The following is a 22,586-nucleotide window of genomic DNA, read 5'->3' on the forward strand; positions in this document are numbered from 1 at the left end:
AAATGGTGCAAAAAAGATCAGCTTTTCTTCCCTATTCATTGCCCATGATCGGGAAGGACGAAATTCAGGAGGTTATTGATACGCTTGAATCGGGCTGGCTTTCAAGGGGACCGAAAGTAGAGGCGTTTGAAAAAGCCTTTGCCGCCTGGACGGGGGCAAAGCACGCGATCGCGCTGAACTCATGTACCGCCGCTTTGTTTTTGGCCCTGAAAGCGAAAGGGATCGGTCCCGGCGACGAGGTCATCACGTCTGCCGTGACGTTCAGTTCAACAGCCAATACAATCGTGCACACAGGCGCCGTTCCGGTGTTTGTTGACATCGATCCGCTTACGCTGAATGCGGACCCTGAAAAAATTGAGGCGGCCGTCACCCCGCGGACAAAGGCGATTGTACCCGTTCATTTCGCCGGCCAGTCGTGTGATATGGATCAGATTCTGGCCATTGCCGAAAAGCATCAGTTATTTGTCTTAGAGGATGCCGCACATGCCGTGTATACCACGTATAAACAGAAAATGATCGGATCAATCGGCGATGCGACGGCATTCAGCTTCTACGCGACAAAAAACCTGGCAACCGGTGAAGGCGGCATGCTGACGACGGACGATGACGGGCTTGCCGATCAGATCAGGGTGCTCAGCCTTCACGGCATGAGCAAAGGCGCGTGGAACCGCTATTCTTCAAACGGAAGCTGGTACTACGAGGTCGAAACGCCCGGCTATAAAATGAATATGTTTGATCTTCAGGCAGCGCTTGGGCTTCATCAGCTGAAACGGATTGACAGCATGCAGCAAAGAAGAGCCGACATTGCGAGCCGCTACCAGGACGCCTTCAGACACATGAAAGGGCTGACCATCCCGCATGTCAGTGATGACGGGCGGCATGCATGGCATCTGTATGTTCTTCAAATAGAGGAGCAGGAGGCCGGGGTCAGCCGGAACGATCTGATTTCCGCTTTAAAAGACCAATATAATATCGGCACAAGTGTTCATTTTATTCCGGTTCCGTTCCATCCGTATTATCAAAAAACGTACGGGTATAAGGAAACTGACTTTCCGGCCGCGGCAGCGTATTATCACCGCACCGTGTCACTCCCTCTTTATCCGTCAATGACAGATGACGACGTTGAATACGTCATTGCAGCCGTTACGGATATCGTCAAAGGGGCTGATTAGGTGTACAGACTGAGGGAAAATCTTGCGCAGGACATGATTCATACCTTCCTGCATCAGAAGGGCATCCAGCCGGAAGCCTATGAATCGTCGCTCTGTTTATTGGAAGAAAACAGCCTTCAAGGCGTGATTTTATATGAAAACTCTTCGTGGGAAAGTCAATTGTTTCGAAAAAATATCATCAATGTGAAGCTTGCAGCCGCAAACAGCGCCGGACAGCTCAAAAGGCTGTTTCAGGAATTTTACGCGGCAAGGCGGGCGGCAGGCACTGATTTTATATTTATTAAAATACCGGCTGAAGACATCGGCGCGATGCAGGTCGTTCAGCAGCTTCCGAACGCTTATTTTGTAGGGAGTCTGCTCAAGCTCGTCAGTCCTGTGCGTGTATATAACAGCTCGCCGCCGTTTGAGATTAGGGAAGCCGGACCCGGCGACACCGAAGCGATCAGCCGGCTGGCCCGCGACGCCTTTACAAAAAGCAGGTATTATCAAGACCCCCATCTCAGCTATGAAAGTGCAAACCGCCTGTTTGAAGAGTGGGCGCGGAATAACGCGGAAGGCAGAGCTTCGTTACAATTCGCCGCCACATATAAGGGAGAGACTGTGGGCTTTGTTCAGGGGCTGTCTAAAGGCGATGAATTCGTCCTTGATCTGATGGCGGTAAAGCCGGGCTTTGAAGGAAAAGGAGCGGGATTCCATTTAGCGGCGCACGTGATTGAACAATCATTGCGCTTTCAGCATAAGACTGTATCAGCGGGAACGCAGCTCCACAATGTAAGAGCCATCCGCCTGTATGAAAGAATGGGATTTAAAGCGGATGCGTCCTATTACTACTATCATGTGTGGCCCGGGAAGGAGGCGGACTGATGGCATCATGCCAAATCGGAACGAAGTCAATCGGCGAAGGTTCGCCCGTATTCATCATCGCCGAAGCCGGAATTAATCATGACGGAAAACTGAGCCAGGCGTTTGAATTGATAGATGCGGCCAGTGAGGCCGGCGCGGACGCGGTCAAGTTCCAAATGTTTCAGGCTGACAAAATGTATCAGAAAGACCCCGGCTTGTACAAAACCGCTGCGGGAAAAAACGTCTCTATTTTTTCTTTGGTGCAATCAATGGAAATGCCCGCTGAGTGGATCGAACCGCTGCTTGAATATTGTAAGAAAAAAGGCGTGCTGTTTTTAAGCACGGTCTGTGACGAAGGCTCTGCCGACTTACTGTATGCGACTTCCCCTTCAGCCTTTAAAATCGCCTCCTACGAGCTGAATCATCTGCCGTTATTGAAATATGTCGCGGGGCTGAAGACACCGATTATCTTTTCCACCGCGGGTGCTGATATTTCAGATATTCAGGAGGCTTATCAAACCATTACCGGCGAGGGGAACACAGAAATTGCGATCATGCATTGTGTGGCGAAATATCCCGCGCCGCCTGAATACAGCAATCTGAGCGTTATTCCCATGCTTGCCGCCGCATTCCCGGATGCAGTGATCGGTTTCTCCGATCACAGCGCCCATCCGTATGATGTGCCGTGCGCGGCTGTCAGGCTCGGAGCGAAACTGATTGAAAAGCATTTTACGATCGATAAAAACCTGCCCGGTGCTGATCACTCCTTCGCCCTCAATCCGGATGAATTAAAAGAAATGGTTGCGGCGATCCGCTCAGTTGAAGCGGAGCTGCGGCAGGGGCATCACGCTCCGGTGCCGGAAGTGCTGTCGGGAAGTTCCCATAAAACGACGACACCGATTGAAGGGGATATCAGAAGGTTCGCTTACAGAGGCATTTTTTCAACAGCGCCGATTCAAAAAGGCGAATGTTTTACGGCGGAAAACCTTGCCGTCCTTCGTCCCGGCCAAAAACCGCAGGGGCTTCATCCGAGATATTTTGAACTTTTAACTGACGGGACGCGTGCGGTCAGGGATATCCCCGCTGACACGGGCATCACTTGGGATGACCTTTTGACGAAAGGCAGCCCATATGATGACTGACATTTTGTTTATCATTCAGGCGCGGATGGGAAGCGGGCGTCTTCCCGGCAAAGTGCTGAAACCGATCGGCGGGTATACGATCCTCGATATGATTGTCAAAAGGGTTCGGCAAAGCGCGTATTATGATCAATCGCGGGATAATCTGATCGTCGCCGCGTCTGACAGCAAGACCGACGACATTCTGTCTGCGCACTGCCTCAGCAAGAACTACCGTGTGCACCGCGGCAGCGAGCAGCGCGTGCTTGACCGGTTTGCACAAGTCATCGAACGAGTAAAACCGGACATCGCAGTCAGACTGACGGGGGATAACCCGTTTGTCGACCCTTCGCTGCTTGATTTTCTGATTCAATCGCATTTAGATCAGCACGCAGACTACACGTATATCTGCGGTACACCGCTCGGCATCGGCGGCGAGGCGGTAAACGCGCGACTTTTAACGGAGATCAATGCCGACAAAACGCTGGCGGACAAATACCAGGAGCATGTCACGCTTTTAATAAGAGAATCTCCTGAGAAGTACCGGCTTCTCTTTCCTGAGCCTCCGCAGGAACTCCGGGCTCCTCACTTGCGGATGACCGTCGATACCGAAGAGGACTACAGGCTGGCCCGCGAGCTGTACGTAAAAGCGGGCTCGCGTCCTGATATTCCGGCAAAAGAATTGATCCATCTGCTGAATAGTGATCCGGAGCTCAGGGCCATTAATCAAATGATCCGGCAAAAAGAGGCTGATTAGCATGCGGGTTTTGATTTTCGCGGACGGAGGCCGTGACATCGGCATGGGGCACGCGGTCCGGATGAAGCTGCTTGCCGGTGCCATTAAGAACAATTGCTCAATAACGTTCTACACAAATAAAGAGGCTTCTTCTTATCTGTCTTCTGATCAATGGGAAGTGATCATCAAGCCTGACAAGGGACAGAAGGAATTTATTGTCCGGGAAATAAACAGGCAGGCTCCTGACCTTCTCATATTCGACCTGCTCGATATGCCGTGTGACTGGTTAGAGGAAGTCAAAAAGCATTCATTGGCACGCATCGTCTTATTTGAAGAAAAACGGGAACATGTCATTCATTTATGCGATGCCGTTATAAACGGCATTTACGGAGGGCTGAAAAGCCGGACGGTCCAAATGGGCAGCGCCGCGGTATATGAAGGCCCGGAATATATGATTCTTCATCCGGGTTTTGAAAAAGCAAAGCAGCTCTATCAGTTGAGAAAAGAATGCCGGACCATATTGGTCTCGTTAGGAGGAAGCGACCCGAAGAAGCTTGTCTTTAAAGTGATGGAAGCATGCCGCCGCATCCCCGATATTCAGCGAAAACGAGTGATCATCGTCATGGGCGGCGCCGCGCCTCATGCTGACGACGTGCGCGCGCATCTTACACAAATGCCTTATGCCGAGATGGTAAGGCAGACAAATGACATGGCCGCGCTTCTCACGAGGGCTGATATGGCCGTCGTGTCCGGCGGGATCACTTTATATGAAACCATTTGTACAGGTGTGCCCTGCATCGTACTTTCTCAAGTGGAGCATCAAACTGAGACGGCGGAAAAATTCGCCGCACGGGGGGCCGCCGTTCATCTCGGCCTTGGTGAATGCATATCAGCGGACGTTCTCGCGCGGCATATGTCTGACATGGCCGCTGATTATCCGATGCGGACCGGACTTCATCAAAACGGAAAGCCGCTGGTTGACGGCAGGGGCATCAAACGGGCGGCGGCGATTCTTTATGATTTGTGATAAAACCACACGTAAGGAAGTGTTCATGTGAAAGGTGTTATCTTAGCCGGAGGCACCGGCTCACGCCTTATGCCGCTGACAAAAGCGGTCAATAAGCATTTACTCCCTGTCGGTCCATATCCGATGATTTACTGGTCGGTCATGAAGCTGGAAGAAGCGGGGATTACGGATATCTTGCTGATTACGCAAAAAGAATATATTCCGCAATTTCATAAACTTCTCGAAACCGGAGAAGAGCTCGGCGTCTCAATCACATATCAGGTTCAGCCAGCCGCATCCGGCATTTCCGACGGTTTATCATACGCAAAGCGATTTACAGGTAGCGATCCGTTCGTTTTGCTTTTGGGAGATAATATTTTTGAAGATTCATTAAAACCTTATACGGAGCGTTTCGCAAAGCAGGGAAAAGGAGCGAAAGTGCTGCTGAAAGAAGTGGACGACCCGGAGCGCTTCGGCATCGCCGAGATTGATGAGGAAAACAAACGGATCAAGTCGATCATTGAAAAGCCGGAGCAGCCGCCGACCAGACTATGCGTCACAGGGATCTACATGTACGACGCAGAAGTGTTTTCCTATATTGAACAAATTTCCCCTTCAAAACGCGGCGAACTGGAAATTACGGATGTCAATAATTTATACATTGAACACAGTGAGCTGACGTATGATGTGTTAACGGGCTGGTGGGTGGATGCGGGTACGCATGAATCGCTCTACCTCGCCGGAAGCCTGGCGCATCAGGCATTACAGAAAGGACAGGAGCATTAATCATGCCAAAATCATATTTAATTACAGGGGGCGCCGGATTTATCGGCCTTACCTTTACAAAGATGATGCTGAAAGAAACGGACGCGCAGATTACCGTCCTGGATAATCTCACGTATGCAAGCAGGCCGCTTGAAATAGAAGCTTTAAAAAAGAACGGCCGTTTCCGTTTTATCAAAGGTGACATTTCTGAAAAAGAGGACATTGACAAAGTCTTTTCCCAAATGTATGACGCTGTCATTCATTTTGCGGCTGAATCCCATGTGGACAGAAGCATAAATCAGGCAGAGCCGTTTATCACAACAAATGTGATGGGCACATACCGACTGGCGGACGCGGTGTTACAGGGAAAAGCCGGCAGGCTGATTCACATTTCCACAGATGAGGTGTACGGAGATTTGGCGCCGGATGATCCCGCTTTTACGGAGACGACGCCGCTTTCTCCGAACAATCCGTATTCCGCCAGTAAGGCAAGCTCAGACCTGCTCGTCATGTCTTACGTGAGAACCCATAAGCTTCCTGCCATCATTACAAGATGCAGCAACAATTACGGGCCGTACCAGCATCACGAGAAAATGATTCCGACCATTATCAGGCATGCCGTAAACGGCACGCCGGTTCCGCTGTACGGCGACGGGATGCAGATCAGAGACTGGCTGTTTGCCGAAGATCATTGCCGCGCCATTAAGCTCGTGCTGGAAAAAGGAACACTCGGTGACATTTACAATATCGGCGGAGGAAATGAACGGACGAATAAAGAGCTTGCGTCATTTATCATGAAGGAGCTCGGTGTCGAGGAACGGTTTGCTCATGTCGAAGACAGAAAAGGGCATGACCGCCGTTACGCCATCAATGCTTCAAAGCTGAAAAATGAGCTGGGATGGCGGCAGGACGTCACATTTGAAGAAGGAATGAGAAGAACCATTCGCTGGTATACAGACAGCCAAGACTAATCGGAAAGAAGGGGATCCGATTGACGAAGGTATTAGTAACCGGAGCGGCCGGCCAGCTGGGGCGGGAGTTATGCCGCCAGCTGAAGCAGGAAGGGTATGAAGTGATCGCCTTGACAAAAGCGATGATGAACATATCCGACCAGCGTTCGGTGCGGCACTCGTTCAGCCATTACAAGCCGGATATCGTCGTCAATACGGCGGCATACACCTCCGTTGACAAATGTGAAACGGAGCTCGACAAAGCGTATTTAATAAACGGAATCGGCGCTTATTATGCCGCGCTTGAGGCTGAAAACACCGGCGCGAAATTCATTCACATCAGCACCGATTACGTCTTCAGCGGCAAAGGAACACGGCCATACCAGACCGATGATCCCGCAGATCCGGGCACGATTTATGGAAAAAGCAAAAAACTCGGCGAAGAACTGATCCGGTTAACGGGGAAAAACCACACCATTATCAGAACATCGTGGGTGTACGGCAGCGGCGGGCACAACTTTGTCAATACGATGCTGAAACTTGCGGATACACATGATCAGGTGCGTGTCGTTAACGATCAAGTCGGAGCGCCGACGTACACAAAAGATTTAGCCGAAACGGTGATCGGTCTGTTTGACAGGCCGCCGGGCTTATACCATGCCGCAAACAGCGGAGTGTGCAGCTGGTATGAATTTGCCAAGGCTATTTTTGAAGAAAGCGGCAGAACCGCCGCCGTGCTGCCCGTCACGACGGAGGAATACGGAAATGAGACGCCGCGCCCCGCTTACTCGGTGTTGAGTCTTGAGTCGATTGAACGGCAGGGGCTCGGGATGAGGCATTGGCGGGAAGCGCTGCATGATTATTTACAAAGGGAGGGACAGTGCAAGTGATCGAAGGCGTAAAAATCAAAAAGCTGATCAAACACAGCGATGACCGGGGTTTTTTCTCAGAACTCGTCCGTGACGATGAACATCTCTTAGAGCGTTTCGGGCAGGCTTCCTGGTCCAAAAGCTATCCCGGCGTCATTAAAGCATTTCACTATCATGAGAAACAGGATGACCTATGGTTTTTTCCGACGGGCCACGCCCAGGTCGTGCTGCATGACCTTCGCGAAGAGTCTGCAACCAAGGGAGAAACGGATGTCTACTACATGGGAGAAGACAATCCGATGCTCCTTCTCATTCCCAAAGGCGTCGCACACGGGTACAGAGTGCTGGGTGAAACCCCGCTGACCATTATTTATTTCACGACAATGTCCTACAATCCGGATCAGCCTGACGAAAAAAGAATCCCGTGGAATGATGACACCATCGGATTTGACTGGCAGACGGCTCACCGATAGCGCACAAGACGAAGACAGCGGATGTCTTCGTTTTTTGTGCTGATTCATCTCGTGAAAAATAAATGATTGAATATTCCAAAAAATAATTTACTTCCATGGATAAAGGTGGTAGATTATTCTCAGGAAAAGAGAAACCCAATTCGCGAATGGAACCATCAGACACGCTTTTCCGGCAGAGGACGCTCTGAATCCCATATGATCTGGAGGAATTCATGATGTTAAAAAGAAAATTATTTTCGGCCTTTCTCATCAGTGCTGCGGTATTTTCATCTGTGTTCTTGCCATCTTTTCATGCGAACGCCCAATCTGCCGTTATTGAAGCGAAAACCGTCAATAGTACGAAAGAATACGCGACGTCTGATATTGAAGTCACATACAAGCCGAATGCGCTGCTTGCCGTCGGCGCCGTTGAATTTCAATTTCCTGACGGGTTCAACGCCACTGTGAGAGACTCTGTAAACGGAAGAACACTGAAAGAAACGCAAATTCTCAACTACGGAAAAACGGTCAGACTTCCGCTTACCCTTGACTTATTGGGCGCGTCTGAATACAATCTCGTCCTAGTGCGTAAAAACCTTCCGCGCGCGGGCGCGTATACAATTAAAGGCGATTACGTAAACGGTTTGGGGGCCGGCAGTCTTTATGCCGAAACAAAGCTGGTTATTGACCCGCGTTAATCGGGGATGAAAGAGGCTGACCACAGCCTCTTTTTTTATACACAAAAACCTGGCATGAATCTTGCATATAAAAAAGGGCGTAACGACAATGTGAAAGGGATTGATGGGTTTTGGTGTAAAAGCGCTTACATTTTGTTCTGCCGGTAATTGAAGCTTACACGTAAAATACGATGAGGTGATAAAACATGTCAGCCAACCCGCTTTCTAAAAGCAATCAGAAAGATGAAGAAAAAGAAGTTCTTAATTTGTTCTTGTCAACACAATCGATCATAAAAGAGGCCCTGCGCAAACTGGGCTATCCTGACAATATGTATGAACTGATGAAAGAGCCGATGCGGCTTTTAACCGTCCGCATCCCTGTCAAAATGGACAATGGCTCAGTACAGGTTTTCACGGGCTACCGCTCACAGCATAATGACGCAGTCGGCCCGACAAAAGGGGGCGTGCGGTTTCATCCGGAAGTCAGTGAAGAAGAGGTTAAGGCGCTTTCCATCTGGATGACTTTAAAATGCGGCATCACAAATCTTCCTTACGGGGGCGGAAAAGGCGGCATCATCTGTGATCCGCGGACGATGTCATTCGGAGAGCTGGAACGGCTGAGCCGCGGATATGTGCGTGCGATCAGCCAGATCGTCGGTCCGACAAAGGATATTCCGGCTCCCGACGTATATACCAACTCGCAGATTATGGCATGGATGATGGACGAATACAGCCGCCTGAGAGAATTTGATTCACCGGGATTCATTACGGGCAAACCGATCGTTCTCGGCGGTTCACAGGGGCGGGAGACGGCGACCGCGCAAGGCGTCACGATTTGTATTGAGGAAGCCGTTAAGAAAAAAGGGATTCCATTGGAAAATGCGCGGATCATCATTCAGGGGTTCGGAAATGCGGGGAGCTTTCTCGCTAAATTTATGCATGACGCCGGCGCCAAGGTGATCGGCATCTCAGACGCCCACGGCGCTTTGTATGACCCTGACGGCCTTGACATTGATTACCTGCTGGATAAGCGGGACAGCTTCGGCACGGTGACGAATCTCTTCTCGGATGTCATAACGAACAGGGAGCTGCTGGAAAAGGACTGTGATATTCTCGTGCCCGCCGCAATCTCCAATCAGATTACGGCTGAAAACGCCCATCACATTAAAGCCTCAATCATTGTGGAGGCGGCGAACGGGCCGACAACGATAGACGCCACGAAAATCCTGAATGAAAGAGGCGTGCTTCTCGTGCCGGATATTTTGGCAAGCGCCGGCGGCGTGACGGTGTCTTATTTTGAATGGGTGCAAAATAATCAAGGCTTTTACTGGTCTGAGGAGGAAGTCGCCGGAAAACTGCGCAGCGTCATGGTGAATTCGTTTGAATCCATTTATCAGACAGCGCATATCCACAAAGTCGATATGCGTTTGGCCGCCTATATGACGGGCATCAGAAAGTCGGCTGAAGCGGCCCGGTTCCGCGGCTGGGTATAAGTGTTATCCGCAAAGAGATTTTGCATCAGTTATATAGCGGATCGCAAAATTTCTTTGCGTTTTCAGATTGCAGCTGACAGATTCGGACAAGCTTCGTCCGCTTTCGGCAAAGATTTTCTTATTTTTATCACAAATTGCTATGCTGGTATGCTTCTTGCATCATCATAAAGCGTGAGCACACATTACAAAATACGGGGAGGAATTCTAATGACAGTTTCATACGCACACGAACCATTTACAAATTTTCAGGAAGAGACAAATAAACAATCGTTTCAGGAAGCGCTGGCTTATGTGAATTCACAGCTCGGCAAGCATTACCCGCTTATCATCAACGGTGAAGCGATTGAAACGGATAAAAAGATCATTTCCGTCAATCCGGCAGATAAAAAAGAAGTGATCGGTTCTGTATCGGCCGCCGGAAAAGAACTTGCGGAAAAGGCCATGCAGGCTGCGCTGCAGGCATTTCAAACATGGAAAAAAGTACGGCCGGAACACCGCGCGAATGTGCTGTTTAAAGCGGCGGCGATCATCCGCAGAAGAAAGCACGAATTCTCCGCGTATCTAGTGAAAGAAGCGGGAAAACCGTGGAAGGAAGCGGATGCGGATACGGCGGAAGCGATCGACTTTTTAGAGTATTACGCCCGTCAGATGCTGAAACTGAAAGACGGTTCCCCTGTAAAGAGCCGTGACGGAGAATATAACCAGTATCACTATGAGCCGCTTGGGGTGGGAATCGTCATTTCTCCATTCAACTTCCCGCTTGCGATCATGGCGGGAACGGCGGCGGCAGCCATCGTAACAGGCAACACGATACTGCTGAAACCGGCGGATGCGGCGCCTGTCGTGGCGGCGAAATTCGTTGAAGTGATGAAAGAAGCGGGCCTGCCGGACGGCGTGCTCCAATTCATACCGGGCGACGGAGGAGAAATCGGCGACTATCTGGTTGAGCATCCGAAGACGAGATTTGTGTCGTTTACAGGCTCCCGCGCGGTCGGATGCCGCATCTATGAACGCGCCGCAAAAGTACAGCCGGGCCAAAAGTGGCTGAAACGGGTCATTGCCGAAATGGGAGGGAAAGATACGGTGCTTGTAGACAGAGATGCTGATCTTGATCTTGCCGCTTCCTCAATCGTGTATTCCGCCTTCGGATTCTCAGGCCAAAAATGTTCAGCCGGTTCCCGTGCGGTCATCCATCAGGACGTCTATGATGAAGTTGTTGAAAAAGCCGTCGCTTTAACAAAATCACTCACCGTCGGAAGTCCGGAAGATTTTGATACATACATGGGGCCAGTTATCCACGAAGCATCTTATAATAAAGTCATGAATTATATCGAAATCGGCAAAACAGAAGGAAAACTCCTGACGGGAGGCGAAGGTGATGATTCAAAAGGATACTTTATTCAGCCGACCATTTTTGCGGATGTTGATGAAAACGCCCGCCTGATGCAGGAGGAAATTTTCGGGCCGGTCGTCGCGATCTCAAAAGCCCGTGATTTCGACCATATGCTTGAGATTGCCAATAATACCGATTACGGACTGACGGGCGCTCTGTTATCGAAAACCCGCGCGCACATTGAACGCGCCCGCGAAGATTTTCACGTCGGGAATCTATACTTCAACCGCGGCTGTACGGGAGCGATTGTCGGATACCAGCCGTTCGGCGGCTTCAATATGTCAGGAACCGATTCAAAAGCCGGAGGACCTGACTATCTGATTCTTCATATGCAGGCAAAAACAACGTCTGAAGCCTATTAATCTTTCGGAAATAGCGCGATGAAAAAGAGAGTCGCGCTATTTTCTCTATATGAGGGTAAGGAGGATGGAACATGTATCAGCAGCTCAGCAAAATGCTTCCGGAGGAGAAAATAGAAGCCATTACGAAATCACTGGTGGCGTTAAACAGCATCAACGGCACATTGGGAGAAGGAAAAAAAGCCGACTATATCAAAGATATGATCAAGAGCTTTCCCTACTTTCAGGAGAATCCGTCACATGTGTGGGAGCAGGCGATTCCTGAGGACCCTTACGGCCGCAAAAATATTTTCGCATTTATTGAGGGAAACGGCGAAAGCCTGAATACGGTCATTTATCACGCTCATCTTGATACGGTCGGCATCGAGGATTTCGGCCCTTTAAAAGATATCGCTTTTGATTCCGACCGTCTCGCGGAGTATTTCTCAAACTATGAATTTGATCGGGATGTGCAGCGGGACGCCCGCTCAGGCGAGTGGATGTTCGGAAGGGGTTCGGTTGATATGCAGAGCGGTATTGCCGTTCATCTCGCCAATCTGCTTCACTTTTCTGAACGGCGCGATCAGCTGCCGGGCCATATTCTGTTCATGGCAAACCCCGATGAAGAAAGCCAGCATTCCGGCATTTTAACCGGCATTTCTGAATTAAAACGGCTGAAACAAGAAAAGCAGCTTCGTTATTTAGCAGCGATTAATAACGATTTTATCACCCCGCTGTATGAGGGTGACACGACAAGGTACATCTACACGGGCGCGGCAGGGAAGCTTTTGCCTTGCTTTGCGATTTACGGGCGGGAGGTGCATGTCGGTGATACGCTGTCCGGCATCGACCCGAATTTGATCGCGTCAGAAATCACCAGAAGAATTCACAACAATATTCATATGGCGGAAAACATTGAAGGGGAGCTTGTGCTTCCGCCGACCTGCCTGTACCAGCGTGACAACAAGGAAGCGTATAACGTGCAGACCGCCGTCAGCAGCTATGTCTATTTTAATTATTTTATTTACGAGAAAACCGCCAAAGAAGTCATGGATCAGCTGACCGCCGTGGCTGACGAAGCCTGCAAAGAGACAGAACGAAAATTATCTGATTATTACGACGAATACTGTGAGAGAACGAGCCTGCCGAAAAAAGAGATGTCATGGAACGTTCAAGTGTACAGTCTGGAAGATTACCTGAAAAGGCTGAGAAGCCGCGGGATAGACCCTGCACAGTGTATCGGGCAGGCATTTAAAACATATGAACATCTTGAACTGCGGATGAGATGCTTTAAAGCCGTCGAGGAACTGCAAAAACTCGATCCTGAGCAGGGAGCTAAAGTCATTATTTTCTATGCGCCGCCTTACCTTCCGCACAATTATCTGAAAGAAGAGAGCACACGGGACCGGCTTTTGCAGCATGTCATTCAAGAAGCGGTCGATAAAACAGCGGCGTCAACCGGAGAAACATTCGCCTTTAAAAAGTTTTTCCCTTATTTAGCGGACGGAAGCTTTTTATCGCTGCATGAAACAGACGAGGAGGTCTCCGCCTTTACCGATAATTTTCCGGGCTGGGATGTCATCGGGACGATTCCTTTTAAAGAAATCAGGGAATTGAATATTCCGTCGGTCAATATAGGGGTATACGGAAAGGACGGCCATAAATGGACGGAACGCGTGTACAAGCCGTACACATTCCATGTGCTGCCGGAACTCATTCAGCAGACGACAATGCACCTTTTGCACAGCTACCGATTAGACATACGCACAAATGGCTGACATAACGGAATAAGGGGGATGTATATGCAGGGAGATACCAATCAAACTGAATTGCAGCGCACGATGAAGGGCCGGCATTTGTTTATGATCGCTCTCGGCGGCGTGATCGGGACGGGGCTTTTTCTGGGCTCCGGTTTTACGATCAGTGAAGCGGGACCGATCGGCGCGATATTGGCTTATGTGATCGGCGGATTTTTAATGTATCTGGTGATGCTTTGTTTGGGGGAGCTCGCGGTCGCCATGCCGGTTGCAGGATCATTTCAGGCGTATGCGGCAAAGTTTCTCGGGCCGTCGACGGGTTTTACGATCGGATGGATGTACGCATTCAGCTGGGCCAATACAGTGGGGCTTGAACTGACGTCGGCGGGGATTTTAATGCAGCGGTGGTTTCCGGCCGTTCCGATTTGGGTGTGGTGCCTGGTATTCGGCGTCGTCATTTTTTCCATTAACGCGCTGTCTGCGCGGAGTTTTGCGGAAATGGAATTTTGGTTTTCCAGCATTAAGGTCATGGCCATTGTATTGTTTATTATTCTCGGCTGCGCTGCGGTATTCGGCTTTGTCGGTTTTAACGGCGGGCAGACGGCTCCGTATCTGTCAAACTTTACGACGGACAAAGGGCTTTTCCCGAACGGTGCCCAAGCCGTGCTGTTTACCCTTGTCATGGTGAATTTTTCATTCCAGGGTACCGAGCTGGTCGGAATCGCCTCGGGAGAAAGCGAAAATCCGGAAAAGACGCTTCCCCGCTCAATCCGAAACGTCATATGGCGGACGCTGTTTTTCTTCGTGCTGGCGATGTTTGTTCTCGTGTCCATTTTGCCGTACCAAACGGCAGGCGTCATCGAAAGCCCGTTTGTGGCTGTGCTGGATAAAATCGGCGTTCCCTATGCGGCTGATATCATGAACTTTGTCATTCTGACCGCCATGCTGTCGGTGGCGAATTCCGGGCTGTACGCTTCGTCCAGAATGATGTGGTCCCTATCAAAAACTAAGATGGGCCCCGCTTCCTTAACGAAACTGACGAAAAAAGGCGTGCCTCTGAAAGCTCTTTCCATCACCATCGCTATCTCCGGTTTATCCCTGCTGACAAGTGTATTCGCGGCTGAAACGGTGTATGTGTGGCTCATTTCCATCTCCGGTATGATTACCGTCGTCGCGTGGATGTCAATCTGCGCTTCACAATTCGTTTTCCGGAGACGCTTTCTCGCTGAAGGAGGAAATCTGAAAGACCTGGCATTTAAAACGCCTCTTTATCCGATCGTGCCGATTCTCGGATTTTCGGTTTACGGTCTTATCTTAATCAGTCTCATCTTTATCCCCGACCAGCGTATCGGTCTGTACTGCGGCGTCCCGCTGATGATCATCTGTTACGCGTATTATCACTTCGGTATCAAAAAACGCTTGAAGCGTGAGCCGGCTTCTTCGGAAAAAGGCGCTGCCGGATAAGAAAAAAAGCCCTCCGCAAAAAGCGGCGGGCTTTACTTTGTTTTTCGTTTGGCCGACAGCACATAGGATAGAACGGCACAGAACTGAAAACCGAAAATGCTGACGGCCATCGGCCAGGCATTTTCTTCTCCGGCAATACCGACCAGGGGAGCGGCAGCCGCACCGCCGATAAAGGGCAGGAGTCCGAGAAGAGCCGCAGCGCTTCCCGCGCCTTTCTCCTGTTTCTGCATAGCCAGAGAAAACCCCGTCGTCGTGACGATCCCGACAGAAGAAACAATGATGAATAAAGAAATGCAGACCGCCGTCAGGCCTAAACCAAACGCAAGTGATAAAAGCAAAGCGATGCTTCCGATGACGGCGATCAACAGCCCGGAGACAAACAGCTTCCGTTCATCATGTGTTTTGGCCATCCGTCCGGTGATTTGGGTTGCGCATATGATTCCCGCACCGTTTACGGCGAACAGCAGGCTGAACATTTGCGCCGATACGCCGTAGATGTTTTGCAGTACAAACGGCGACCCGGCAATATATGCGAACATGCCGGTCATCACAAATGCCTGGCTGAGCGCAAATCCCATAAACATCCGGTCGCCAAGCAGGCCCCGAAACGTCATCAGCGTCTCCCGGAGTCCGCCGCTTGTCCGCTTTTCCGGCGGGAGTGATTCAGGCAACGCGGTAAGCACGGCGGCAGAAATGATACAGCCGATCACCGCCAGCACGACAAATACGATTTTCCAGCCGGTGAACTGAAGGATAAATCCCCCTGTAATCGGCGCTAAAATCGGCGCCGCCCCATTGACGAGCATCAGTAATGAGAAAAAAGCCGTCAATTCTTTTCCGGAATACATATCGCGTGCGGACGCCCGTGCGATGACGATTCCGGCCGCCCCGGTGAATCCTTGAATAAACCTCATGACAATTAAAAACGAAACAGAAGGGCTGAAGGCGCATAATAAAGAAGACAGCGTATAAAGCAGCAATGACAGAATGAGCGGCTTCCGGCGCCCGATCATATCACTGAGCGGCCCGACAACGATCTGCCCGACCGCCAGCCCCAAAAGACAAAACGTCAGGCTCAGCTGCGCAAGTGACGCTGTCGTATGAAGATCGGCCGCCACTTCAGGCAAAGCGGGCAGATACATATCGAGCGAAAGCGGCCCGAATGAAGCGAGCGTTCCGAGAATCAGTACCATGCCGAGGCCTGCGCGGGCGGCCTTTGAATCAGCGTTATTCATTCCATGACCCCCATCTTAACAAATGATTCTATCACTATAGCATAACCGGACGGCGTATTTTATATCATTTATTGAATACAAACTAAATATTTTATTTAAAATCTGAATGTAAATAAAAACTTGGAATTAGTTTTCATGTGAAATGTAAAATGAAATATAAGGATGCTAAACTATAAAACAACAAAAGGTAGAAAAGTTTTACGGAAGAGGTGTTCAAAGAGAATGAACAGCAAACAAACCGATCACATCGAAACGAAACGCCGATTTCCGATATGTCTCGCGCTTGCTTTGACATTAGGCGTATTTGCCGCCGGTTCTGAAGAGCTGGTGATTTCTCCGCTGCTTCCGGATTTAGCGCGGGCTTTCAGCTCGGATGTCAGTGTGCTGGCGCTTTCCATCAGTATTTACGGATTGATGATTTTTATCGGTGCGCCGCTTCTCGTTCCGCTGGGAGATAAATATTCCCGGGAGCTCAGCCTGATGGCGGGGCTGCTTATATTTACGGCCGGCACGGTGATCTGCGCGCTGGCGCACAATCTCTTTTTCTTCTTTCTGGGCAGGGCGCTTTCCGGGCTTGCGGCGGGTGCGTTTGTGCCGACAGCTTATGCGGTGGTCGGCGACCGTGTACCTTATGCGTACCGCGGCAAGGTGATGGGTCTGATCGTGTCAAGCTGGTCGCTCGCTTTGATTTTCGGCGTTCCGATCGGCTCTTTTATCGGCGGTGTTTTGAATTGGCGGTGGACGTTTTGGATTTTCGCCATGATGTCTGTCCTCGTTGCTTCGCTCATTTTCATTGAGGCGCGCCGCAGCACGGCGGATGGGGATAAAATAGAAGAGGAAAACGGACGGCAGGCAGGCACTTTCCGGGATGCGCTGAAGGTGCCCCGTGTCCCTGTATACCTCACGATCACTTTTTGCAACATGATCGGTTTTTACGGCATGTATTCCTTTCTCGGCACCTATCTTCACCGCGTGCTGCCGGGGGGGAATACAGCTTCAGGGCTGCTGATCATGGTGTACGGAATCGGTTTTTCCATGAGCGTGTTCACCGGAAAAATCGCAGATAAGGCGGGGAAAATGCGCTCTTTGATCGCGGCATTGGCCGTGATCAGCATATGGCTTTCCTGTCTCGCCTATGCGCCGTCATCAATGCCGTTTTTGGTCATCGGGTTATTCGTCTGGGGATTGATGCAAAGCCTGACGGTGACCTTGCTCAGCACCATTTTAAGTGATTGCTCACAGAGCCGCCGGGGCAAAATCATGGCATTTTACAGTCTGGCGTCCAATTTGGCCGTCACCTTGGGTTCTGCTGTCATGGGTCCGGTCTATGTCGGATACGGATATGCAGCTGTCGGATTTATTTGTGCGGCCGTCACCCTCATCGGCTTTGTCCTCAGCGTTTTCGCATACAGAAGGTATGGGAAATATGAGCAACAGGCCGACCAATCATTGTATCGGTAAAATAAAGTTTCTATAATTTTACAAATGTTAATTTTAACACCCTATGTCATAGGGTGTTTTCTAATATATAGGAATAATTATCAATATTTTCAAATAATATTGACAGCTTGAACATCTATGGATAATATTTACTTAAAATTTAACAGATTGGTTGGTGCTCATGATTATATTGGATAATAGCATTCAAACGAAAAGCAAGGCTTATTCAATATCTAAACTGATTACGATCAACACGCTCGGTCCTGAAGGGACAAGCAGTGAGTACGCAGCAAAAAACTTCATCACCAATTTCACCCTTCTCCAAGGGGTGAACAGCAAATTATCACTGCATGATACATTTGAATCGTGCATTGAAAAAACGCTTCAAAGTCCGCTGGAATACACAATTGTGCCTCACGCGTATGACGGCATTAAGCACTTCTACATGAGACCGGATCTGCAGCTTCTGCAAATTTTCAGGTGCGACACCCCGATGTACGGCCTGGCTGTCCGGCCCGGTTTTGAATATACGGATGACATGCTTGATCAGACTGTCATCGTATCCCACCCGTCTCCTATCAATTTGATTAAGTATTTTACCCGTAAAGATGTCACGTTTGATCTGGTGAACTCAACGAGCGCAGCCGCGAAAAGAGTGAAGGACGGTTTGTCCGACATCGCGCTGACAAATGAGCTGGCCAGACAAAAGTACGGCCTTCACTTTGTCAAAACATTTAAAAGCATTCCCATGAGCTGGTCATTATTCGGAAAAGGAGAGATTCATGATGAAAACTGAACAAGATTTGCAGGAACTTTATTTCCCGACGCCTAAATTAATAGAATGGGATAACGGAGTAAGACAATATTCGTCCGTCAGAGGAGATACGGAAGTTCTGCTTTCTTACGTTCCGCCGCATACAAACGTGGAACCGCATCAGCATAAGGAAGTCCAAATCGGCCTTGTCGTTTCCGGCGAGCTGTCCATGACTGTCGGAGATGTCACAAGAAAGATGACAGCGCTGGAATCAGCCTATATCGCGCCTCCTAATGTGCCTCACGGCGCAAGAAATGAGACGGATCAAGAAGTGATCGCCATTGATATTAAACGCCTGAAAGCCGGTGAAACCTACACAAGCCCTGAAGATTATTTTTTGAATATTTTTAAAACGAGAGACTTATTGCCCGGTATGGAAGTCACGTTCTTCGTGGAAGACTGGGTGGAAATCATGCTTGCCAACATTCCGGGCAACGGGGGAGAAATGCCGTTCCATAAACACCGCAATGAACAGATCGGCATCTGCATCGGCGGCGGCTATGATATGACCATTGAAGGCTGCAAAGTGGATATGACATTCGGTACAGCTTATTTCTGCGATCCGAGAGAAGATCACGGCGCCATCAACAGATTTGAAAAAGATTCAAAATCAGTCAATATCTTTTTCCCTCCGCGCTATAACAGAGCAAAAGCGAAAAAATTAGAGGCGAAAGAGTCATGAACCTGACGGATAAAACCGTCCTCATCACAGGGGGCGCATCAGGCATCGGTTATGCCGCGGTTCAGGCGTTTCTGAATCAGCAGGCGAATGTGGTCGTCGCGGATATTGATGAGGCGCAGGGAGAAGCGATGATCAGGAAAGAAAACAATGACAGGCTGCATTTTGTGCAGACGGATATTACAGATGAGCCGGCATGTCAAAACGCCATCCGGTCAGCGGCGGACAAGTTCGGCGGATTGGACGTGTTAATCAATAACGCCGGCATCGAAATTGTCGCCCCGATTCATGAGATGGAGCTGAGCGATTGGAACAAGGTGCTCAACGTCAATCTGACGGGCATGTTTCTTATGAGCAAGCACGCGCTCAAGTATATGCTCAAAAGCGGCAAGGGCAACATCATTAACACGTGCTCCGTCGGAGGAGTCGTTGCATGGCCCGACATTCCCGCATATAACGCATCTAAAGGCGGCGTATTGCAGCTGACGCGTTCGATGGCCGTCGATTACGCCAAACACAACATCCGCGTCAATTGCGTGTGCCCGGGAATCATTGACACACCTTTGAATGAAAAGTCGTTCCTTGAAAACAACGAAGGCACGCTTGAAGAAATCAAAAAAGAAAAAGCGAAAGTCAATCCGCTGCTGAGACTCGGCAAGCCTGAAGAAATAGCGAATGTCTTGATGTTTCTCGCCTCGGATTTATCAAGCTATATGACCGGAAGCGCGATCACCGCAGACGGTGGATACACCGCACAATAGAGAAGGAGTGTTTACATATGGAGAGAAAAACAGTATTGGTTATCGCTGACCTTGGGGGATGCCCGCCGCATATGTTTTACAAAAGCGCAGCCGAAAAATACAACCTCGTCAGCTTTATTCCGAGACCTTTTGCAATTACAGCCTCTCATGCGGCATTAATTGAAAAATACTCGGTCGCGGTCATAAAAGATAAAGACTATTTTAAGAGTCTGGCTGATTTTGAGCATCCCGATTCGATTTACTGGGCTCATGAAGATCATGACAAACCTGAGGAAGAAGTAGTCGAAGAAATCGTCAAGGTGGCCGGCATGTTCGCGGTTGACGCCATTACGACCAACAATGAACTGTTTATCGCTCCGATGGCAAAAGCGTGTGAACGTCTCGGCCTGCGGGGAGCGGGCGTACAGGCCGCTGAAAATGCCAGAGATAAAAACAAAATGAGAGCCGCCTTCAACCGGGCCGGCGTCAAGTCTATCAAAAACAAACGGGTGACGACGCTGGAAGATTTCCGCGCCGCACTTCAGGAAATCGGAACGCCGCTCATTCTGAAGCCTACATATCTGGCGAGCTCCATCGGCGTGACGCTTATCAAAGAGAGGGAAACGGCCGAAGCCGAATTTAACAGAGTCAATGAATACCTGAAGTCGATCAACGTACCGAAAGCGGTCACGTTTGAAGCGCCGTTTATCGCGGAAGAATTTTTGCAGGGCGAGTATGACGACTGGTACGAAACAAGCGGTTATTCCGACTATATCAGCATAGAAGGCATCATGGCCGACGGAGAATACTTCCCTGTCGCAATTCATGATAAAACACCGCAAATCGGATTCACGGAGACATCGCATATTACGCCGTCCATCCTGGATGATGACGCGAAGCGGAAAATCGTCGAAGCAGCCAAAAAGGCGAATGAAGGACTCGGCCTCGAAAACTGCGCAACCCATACAGAGATTAAATTAATGAAAAACCGGGAAGCCGGACTGATTGAATCAGCGGCACGATTTGCGGGCTGGAACATGATTCCGAATATTAAAAAGGTCTTCGGCGTCGATATGGCGCAGCTGTTATTGGATGTTCTCTGTTTCGGAAAAGAAGCCGATCTGCCGAAAGGATTATTGGAGCAGGAGCCATGCTATGTCGCCGACTGCCACTTGTATCCTCAGCATTTCAAAGAGAACGGCCAGCTGCCTGAGACGGCTGTCGATTTCGTCATTGAAAGCATTGACATTCCCGACGGCGTCTTAAAGGGAGACACCGAAATCGTTTCTTTCTCGGCGGCCGAGGCGGGTACATCTGTGGATCTGCGGCTGTTCGAAGCGTTCAACAGCATTGCGGCGTTCGAGCTGAAAGGAAGCAATTCGGGTGACGTGGCCGAATCAATCAAACAAATTCAGCAGCAGGCGAAGCTGACTGCAAAGTATGCGTTACCGGTATGAAACAGCTGAAACCGAACTCTAAGTATTTGCTTTTCGGGCAGGCGCTTTCGTTTATGGGAGACTATTGCGTTCTCCCGGCTCTGCTCATTTTGTCTACATACTATCACGACTACTGGGTGACGTCCGGCGTCATCGCGGTCCGCAGTATTCCGATGGTGTTTCAGCCGTTTTTAGGCGTGCTCGTGGACCGGCTCGACAGGGTGAAAATCATGCTGTGGACGGATGTGATCAGAGGCGTCATCTTTTTGGGGCTGACATTTCTCCCGAAAGGCGAATATCCGCTGCTTTTTCTGGCGCTGCTGTTTGTTTCTTACGGAAGCGGCGTGTTTTTTAACCCGGCACGTCTCGCGGTCATGTCGTCTTTAGAAGCGGATATTAAAAATATCAACACTTTGTTTGCAAAAGCCACGACGATTTCGATTATTGTCGGCGCTGCAGCCGGCGGACTTTTTCTGTTAGGCGGTTCTGTGGAGCTTGCCGTCGCGTTTAACGGGGTGACCTATCTTGTCTCCGCGTTTTTCATCAGCCGCATTAAGCTTCAATACGTGCCGATTCAGTCAGAAAACGTAAGGGAAGCTTTTCAGTCGTTTAAAGAAGGCCTGAAGGAAATCAAAACAAATGCTTTTGTGTTAAACGCCATGTTCACGATGATTACGATGGCGCTTTTGTGGGGTGTCGTCTACAGCTATTTCCCGATTGTCAGCCGCTTTTTAGGCGACGGGGAAATAGGAAATTTCATCCTGACGTTCTGTATCGGCTTCGGCGGCTTTATCGGCGCCGCTCTTGTCAGCAAATGGGGCTTTAACAACAATAAAGGGCTGATGTATTTTACAGTGTTATCGATCGTCTCGCTTGCGCTGTTTTTGTTTACCCCGATTTTCGCCGTGTCAGTCATTGCCGCCATTCTTTTCTTTATCGCAATGGAATACGGTGAGGTGCTGGCGAAGGTCAAAGTTCAGGAGAACGCGGCGAACCAGATTCAGGGCCGGATTTTTTCGGTGGCGGAGGCCTCCATCGGATTGTGCATCGCCGTCGGTTCCATGCTGATCAACATTGTAGACGCGGCAGTCATCATGGCGTTTATCGTCCTTTTGGTCAGCGGGCTGTACCTGCATACAAAACTGGTCAATAAATCCTTTTCAGAACGGAATAACGAATCAGAGCAAATTCATTTATAAGGAGCCTTTC

21 protein-coding genes are annotated in these 22,586 nt (G+C 49.7%); 20 read left to right on the plus strand and 1 reads right to left on the minus strand.

All coding sequences use genetic code 11. The annotated features are described in order from the left end of the window. Positions 1-2: 2 nt before the first annotated feature. From G9F50_RS01125 to G9F50_RS01190, 14 genes are all read left to right on the plus strand, one after another. Positions 3-1,172: a DegT/DnrJ/EryC1/StrS family aminotransferase gene (locus G9F50_RS01125; RefSeq protein ID WP_098081872.1), complete on the plus strand. Its 1,170-nt coding sequence runs from the start codon at positions 3-5 to the stop codon at positions 1,170-1,172. Then, complete coding sequence (locus tag G9F50_RS01130; RefSeq protein ID WP_098081871.1) at positions 1,173-2,036, plus strand: GNAT family N-acetyltransferase; 864 nt, start codon at positions 1,173-1,175, stop codon at positions 2,034-2,036. After that, positions 2,036-3,157 carry an N-acetylneuraminate synthase family protein gene (locus G9F50_RS01135; protein WP_060562396.1) on the plus strand — a complete coding sequence of 374 codons (1,122 nt, stop codon included), beginning with the start codon at positions 2,036-2,038 and terminating at the stop codon, positions 3,155-3,157. The genes G9F50_RS01130 and G9F50_RS01135 overlap by 1 nt, the downstream gene beginning before the upstream one ends. Further along, entirely contained in the window at positions 3,150-3,890 is a 741-nt protein-coding gene (locus tag G9F50_RS01140; RefSeq protein ID WP_165406485.1) for a cytidylyltransferase domain-containing protein, read from the plus strand. The genes G9F50_RS01135 and G9F50_RS01140 overlap by 8 nt, the downstream gene beginning before the upstream one ends. A gap of 1 nt (position 3,891) precedes the next feature. After that, the gene (locus G9F50_RS01145) at positions 3,892-4,896 is read left to right on the plus strand and encodes a PseG/SpsG family protein (protein ID WP_098081869.1); all 1,005 of its coding nucleotides are present in this window, start codon (positions 3,892-3,894) and stop codon (positions 4,894-4,896) included. Between the two features lie 27 nt (positions 4,897-4,923). Next, entirely contained in the window at positions 4,924-5,661 is a 738-nt protein-coding gene (locus G9F50_RS01150; RefSeq protein ID WP_060562399.1) for a sugar phosphate nucleotidyltransferase, read from the plus strand. Between the two features lie 2 nt (positions 5,662-5,663). Next, positions 5,664-6,611 (plus strand): dTDP-glucose 4,6-dehydratase, encoded by a 948-nt coding sequence (gene rfbB, locus G9F50_RS01155; RefSeq protein WP_007407684.1) that lies wholly within the window; start codon positions 5,664-5,666, stop codon positions 6,609-6,611. A 20-nt stretch (positions 6,612-6,631) separates the two neighbouring features. After that, positions 6,632-7,480 (plus strand): dTDP-4-dehydrorhamnose reductase, encoded by an 849-nt coding sequence (gene rfbD, locus G9F50_RS01160; protein WP_012118721.1) that lies wholly within the window; start codon positions 6,632-6,634, stop codon positions 7,478-7,480. After that, on the plus strand, positions 7,477-7,932 hold the full coding sequence (locus tag G9F50_RS01165) for a dTDP-4-dehydrorhamnose 3,5-epimerase family protein (RefSeq protein WP_003150986.1): 456 nt from the start codon (positions 7,477-7,479) through the stop codon (positions 7,930-7,932). The genes rfbD and G9F50_RS01165 overlap by 4 nt, the downstream gene beginning before the upstream one ends. 215 nt (positions 7,933-8,147) lie before the next feature. Then, the gene (gene bslB, locus G9F50_RS01170; RefSeq protein ID WP_060562400.1) at positions 8,148-8,609 is read left to right on the plus strand and encodes a biofilm surface layer hydrophobin BslB; all 462 of its coding nucleotides are present in this window, start codon (positions 8,148-8,150) and stop codon (positions 8,607-8,609) included. Positions 8,610-8,794: 185 nt separating this feature from the next. Further along, complete coding sequence (locus G9F50_RS01175; RefSeq protein ID WP_060562401.1) at positions 8,795-10,081, plus strand: Glu/Leu/Phe/Val family dehydrogenase; 1,287 nt, start codon at positions 8,795-8,797, stop codon at positions 10,079-10,081. A 207-nt stretch (positions 10,082-10,288) separates the two neighbouring features. After that, positions 10,289-11,836, plus strand: coding sequence for an L-glutamate gamma-semialdehyde dehydrogenase (gene pruA, locus G9F50_RS01180; RefSeq protein ID WP_015240796.1), 1,548 nt, complete (start codon positions 10,289-10,291; stop codon positions 11,834-11,836). A gap of 71 nt (positions 11,837-11,907) precedes the next feature. Then, positions 11,908-13,590 (plus strand): M20 family metallopeptidase, encoded by a 1,683-nt coding sequence (locus G9F50_RS01185; protein ID WP_060562402.1) that lies wholly within the window; start codon positions 11,908-11,910, stop codon positions 13,588-13,590. Positions 13,591-13,614: 24 nt separating this feature from the next. After that, entirely contained in the window at positions 13,615-15,033 is a 1,419-nt protein-coding gene (locus G9F50_RS01190; RefSeq protein WP_012118711.1) for an amino acid permease, read from the plus strand. Positions 15,034-15,065: 32 nt separating this feature from the next. Here G9F50_RS01190 and G9F50_RS01195 read toward each other — a convergent pair whose 3' ends face one another. Beyond that, positions 15,066-16,268: a multidrug effflux MFS transporter gene (locus tag G9F50_RS01195; protein WP_060562404.1), complete on the minus strand. Its 1,203-nt coding sequence runs from the start codon at positions 16,266-16,268 to the stop codon at positions 15,066-15,068. 222 nt (positions 16,269-16,490) lie between these two features. On the opposite strand from G9F50_RS01195, the gene G9F50_RS01200 reads away from it, so the two are divergent. From G9F50_RS01200 to bacE, 6 genes are all read left to right on the plus strand, one after another. Beyond that, positions 16,491-17,729, plus strand: a complete 1,239-nt coding sequence (locus G9F50_RS01200; protein WP_060562405.1) for an MFS transporter — start codon at positions 16,491-16,493, stop codon at positions 17,727-17,729. Positions 17,730-17,889: 160 nt separating this feature from the next. Next, positions 17,890-18,504 carry a bacilysin biosynthesis protein BacA gene (locus G9F50_RS01205; protein WP_015418458.1) on the plus strand — a complete coding sequence of 205 codons (615 nt, stop codon included), beginning with the start codon at positions 17,890-17,892 and terminating at the stop codon, positions 18,502-18,504. Continuing rightward, a complete protein-coding gene (bacB, locus tag G9F50_RS01210) occupies positions 18,494-19,204 on the plus strand; it encodes a 3-((4R)-4-hydroxycyclohexa-1,5-dien-1-yl)-2-oxopropanoate isomerase (protein ID WP_003151000.1) in 711 nt (236 codons plus the stop codon). The genes G9F50_RS01205 and bacB overlap by 11 nt, the downstream gene beginning before the upstream one ends. Continuing rightward, entirely contained in the window at positions 19,201-19,962 is a 762-nt protein-coding gene (gene bacC / locus G9F50_RS01215; RefSeq protein WP_060562406.1) for a dihydroanticapsin 7-dehydrogenase, read from the plus strand. The genes bacB and bacC overlap by 4 nt, the downstream gene beginning before the upstream one ends. Before the next feature lie 17 nt (positions 19,963-19,979). Further along, positions 19,980-21,398 (plus strand): alanine--anticapsin ligase, encoded by a 1,419-nt coding sequence (gene bacD, locus G9F50_RS01220; RefSeq protein WP_007407672.1) that lies wholly within the window; start codon positions 19,980-19,982, stop codon positions 21,396-21,398. Continuing rightward, entirely contained in the window at positions 21,395-22,576 is a 1,182-nt protein-coding gene (bacE, locus tag G9F50_RS01225; RefSeq protein WP_060562407.1) for a bacilysin exporter BacE, read from the plus strand. Before bacD ends, bacE begins: the two co-directional genes overlap by 4 nt. Positions 22,577-22,586 lie beyond the last annotated feature (10 nt).

Origin of the sequence: Bacillus sp. EKM206B (assembly GCF_011066015.1) — a bacterium.
Taxonomy (GTDB): Bacteria; Bacillota; Bacilli; order Bacillales; family Bacillaceae; genus Bacillus; species Bacillus velezensis.

What these genes read in the sequence shown, in the direction of transcription:
- G9F50_RS01125 (WP_098081872.1), top strand. Translation starts at nt 3, where the DNA reads ATGGTGCAAAAAAGATCAGCTTTTCTTCCCTATTCATTGCCCATGATC.
- G9F50_RS01135 (WP_060562396.1), top strand. Translation starts at nt 2,036, where the DNA reads ATGGCATCATGCCAAATCGGAACGAAGTCAATCGGCGAAGGTTCGCCC.
- G9F50_RS01140 (WP_165406485.1), top strand. Translation starts at nt 3,150, where the DNA reads ATGACTGACATTTTGTTTATCATTCAGGCGCGGATGGGAAGCGGGCGT.
- G9F50_RS01145 (WP_098081869.1), top strand. Translation starts at nt 3,892, where the DNA reads ATGCGGGTTTTGATTTTCGCGGACGGAGGCCGTGACATCGGCATGGGG.
- rfbB (WP_007407684.1), top strand. Translation starts at nt 5,664, where the DNA reads ATGCCAAAATCATATTTAATTACAGGGGGCGCCGGATTTATCGGCCTT.
- bslB (WP_060562400.1), top strand. Translation starts at nt 8,148, where the DNA reads ATGTTAAAAAGAAAATTATTTTCGGCCTTTCTCATCAGTGCTGCGGTA.
- G9F50_RS01175 (WP_060562401.1), top strand. Translation starts at nt 8,795, where the DNA reads ATGTCAGCCAACCCGCTTTCTAAAAGCAATCAGAAAGATGAAGAAAAA.
- pruA (WP_015240796.1), top strand. Translation starts at nt 10,289, where the DNA reads ATGACAGTTTCATACGCACACGAACCATTTACAAATTTTCAGGAAGAG.
- G9F50_RS01185 (WP_060562402.1), top strand. Translation starts at nt 11,908, where the DNA reads ATGTATCAGCAGCTCAGCAAAATGCTTCCGGAGGAGAAAATAGAAGCC.
- G9F50_RS01190 (WP_012118711.1), top strand. Translation starts at nt 13,615, where the DNA reads ATGCAGGGAGATACCAATCAAACTGAATTGCAGCGCACGATGAAGGGC.
- G9F50_RS01195 (WP_060562404.1), bottom strand. Translation starts at nt 16,268, where the DNA reads ATGAATAACGCTGATTCAAAGGCCGCCCGCGCAGGCCTCGGCATGGTA.
- G9F50_RS01200 (WP_060562405.1), top strand. Translation starts at nt 16,491, where the DNA reads ATGAACAGCAAACAAACCGATCACATCGAAACGAAACGCCGATTTCCG.
- G9F50_RS01205 (WP_015418458.1), top strand. Translation starts at nt 17,890, where the DNA reads ATGATTATATTGGATAATAGCATTCAAACGAAAAGCAAGGCTTATTCA.
- bacB (WP_003151000.1), top strand. Translation starts at nt 18,494, where the DNA reads ATGAAAACTGAACAAGATTTGCAGGAACTTTATTTCCCGACGCCTAAA.
- bacC (WP_060562406.1), top strand. Translation starts at nt 19,201, where the DNA reads ATGAACCTGACGGATAAAACCGTCCTCATCACAGGGGGCGCATCAGGC.
- bacD (WP_007407672.1), top strand. Translation starts at nt 19,980, where the DNA reads ATGGAGAGAAAAACAGTATTGGTTATCGCTGACCTTGGGGGATGCCCG.
- bacE (WP_060562407.1), top strand. Translation starts at nt 21,395, where the DNA reads ATGAAACAGCTGAAACCGAACTCTAAGTATTTGCTTTTCGGGCAGGCG.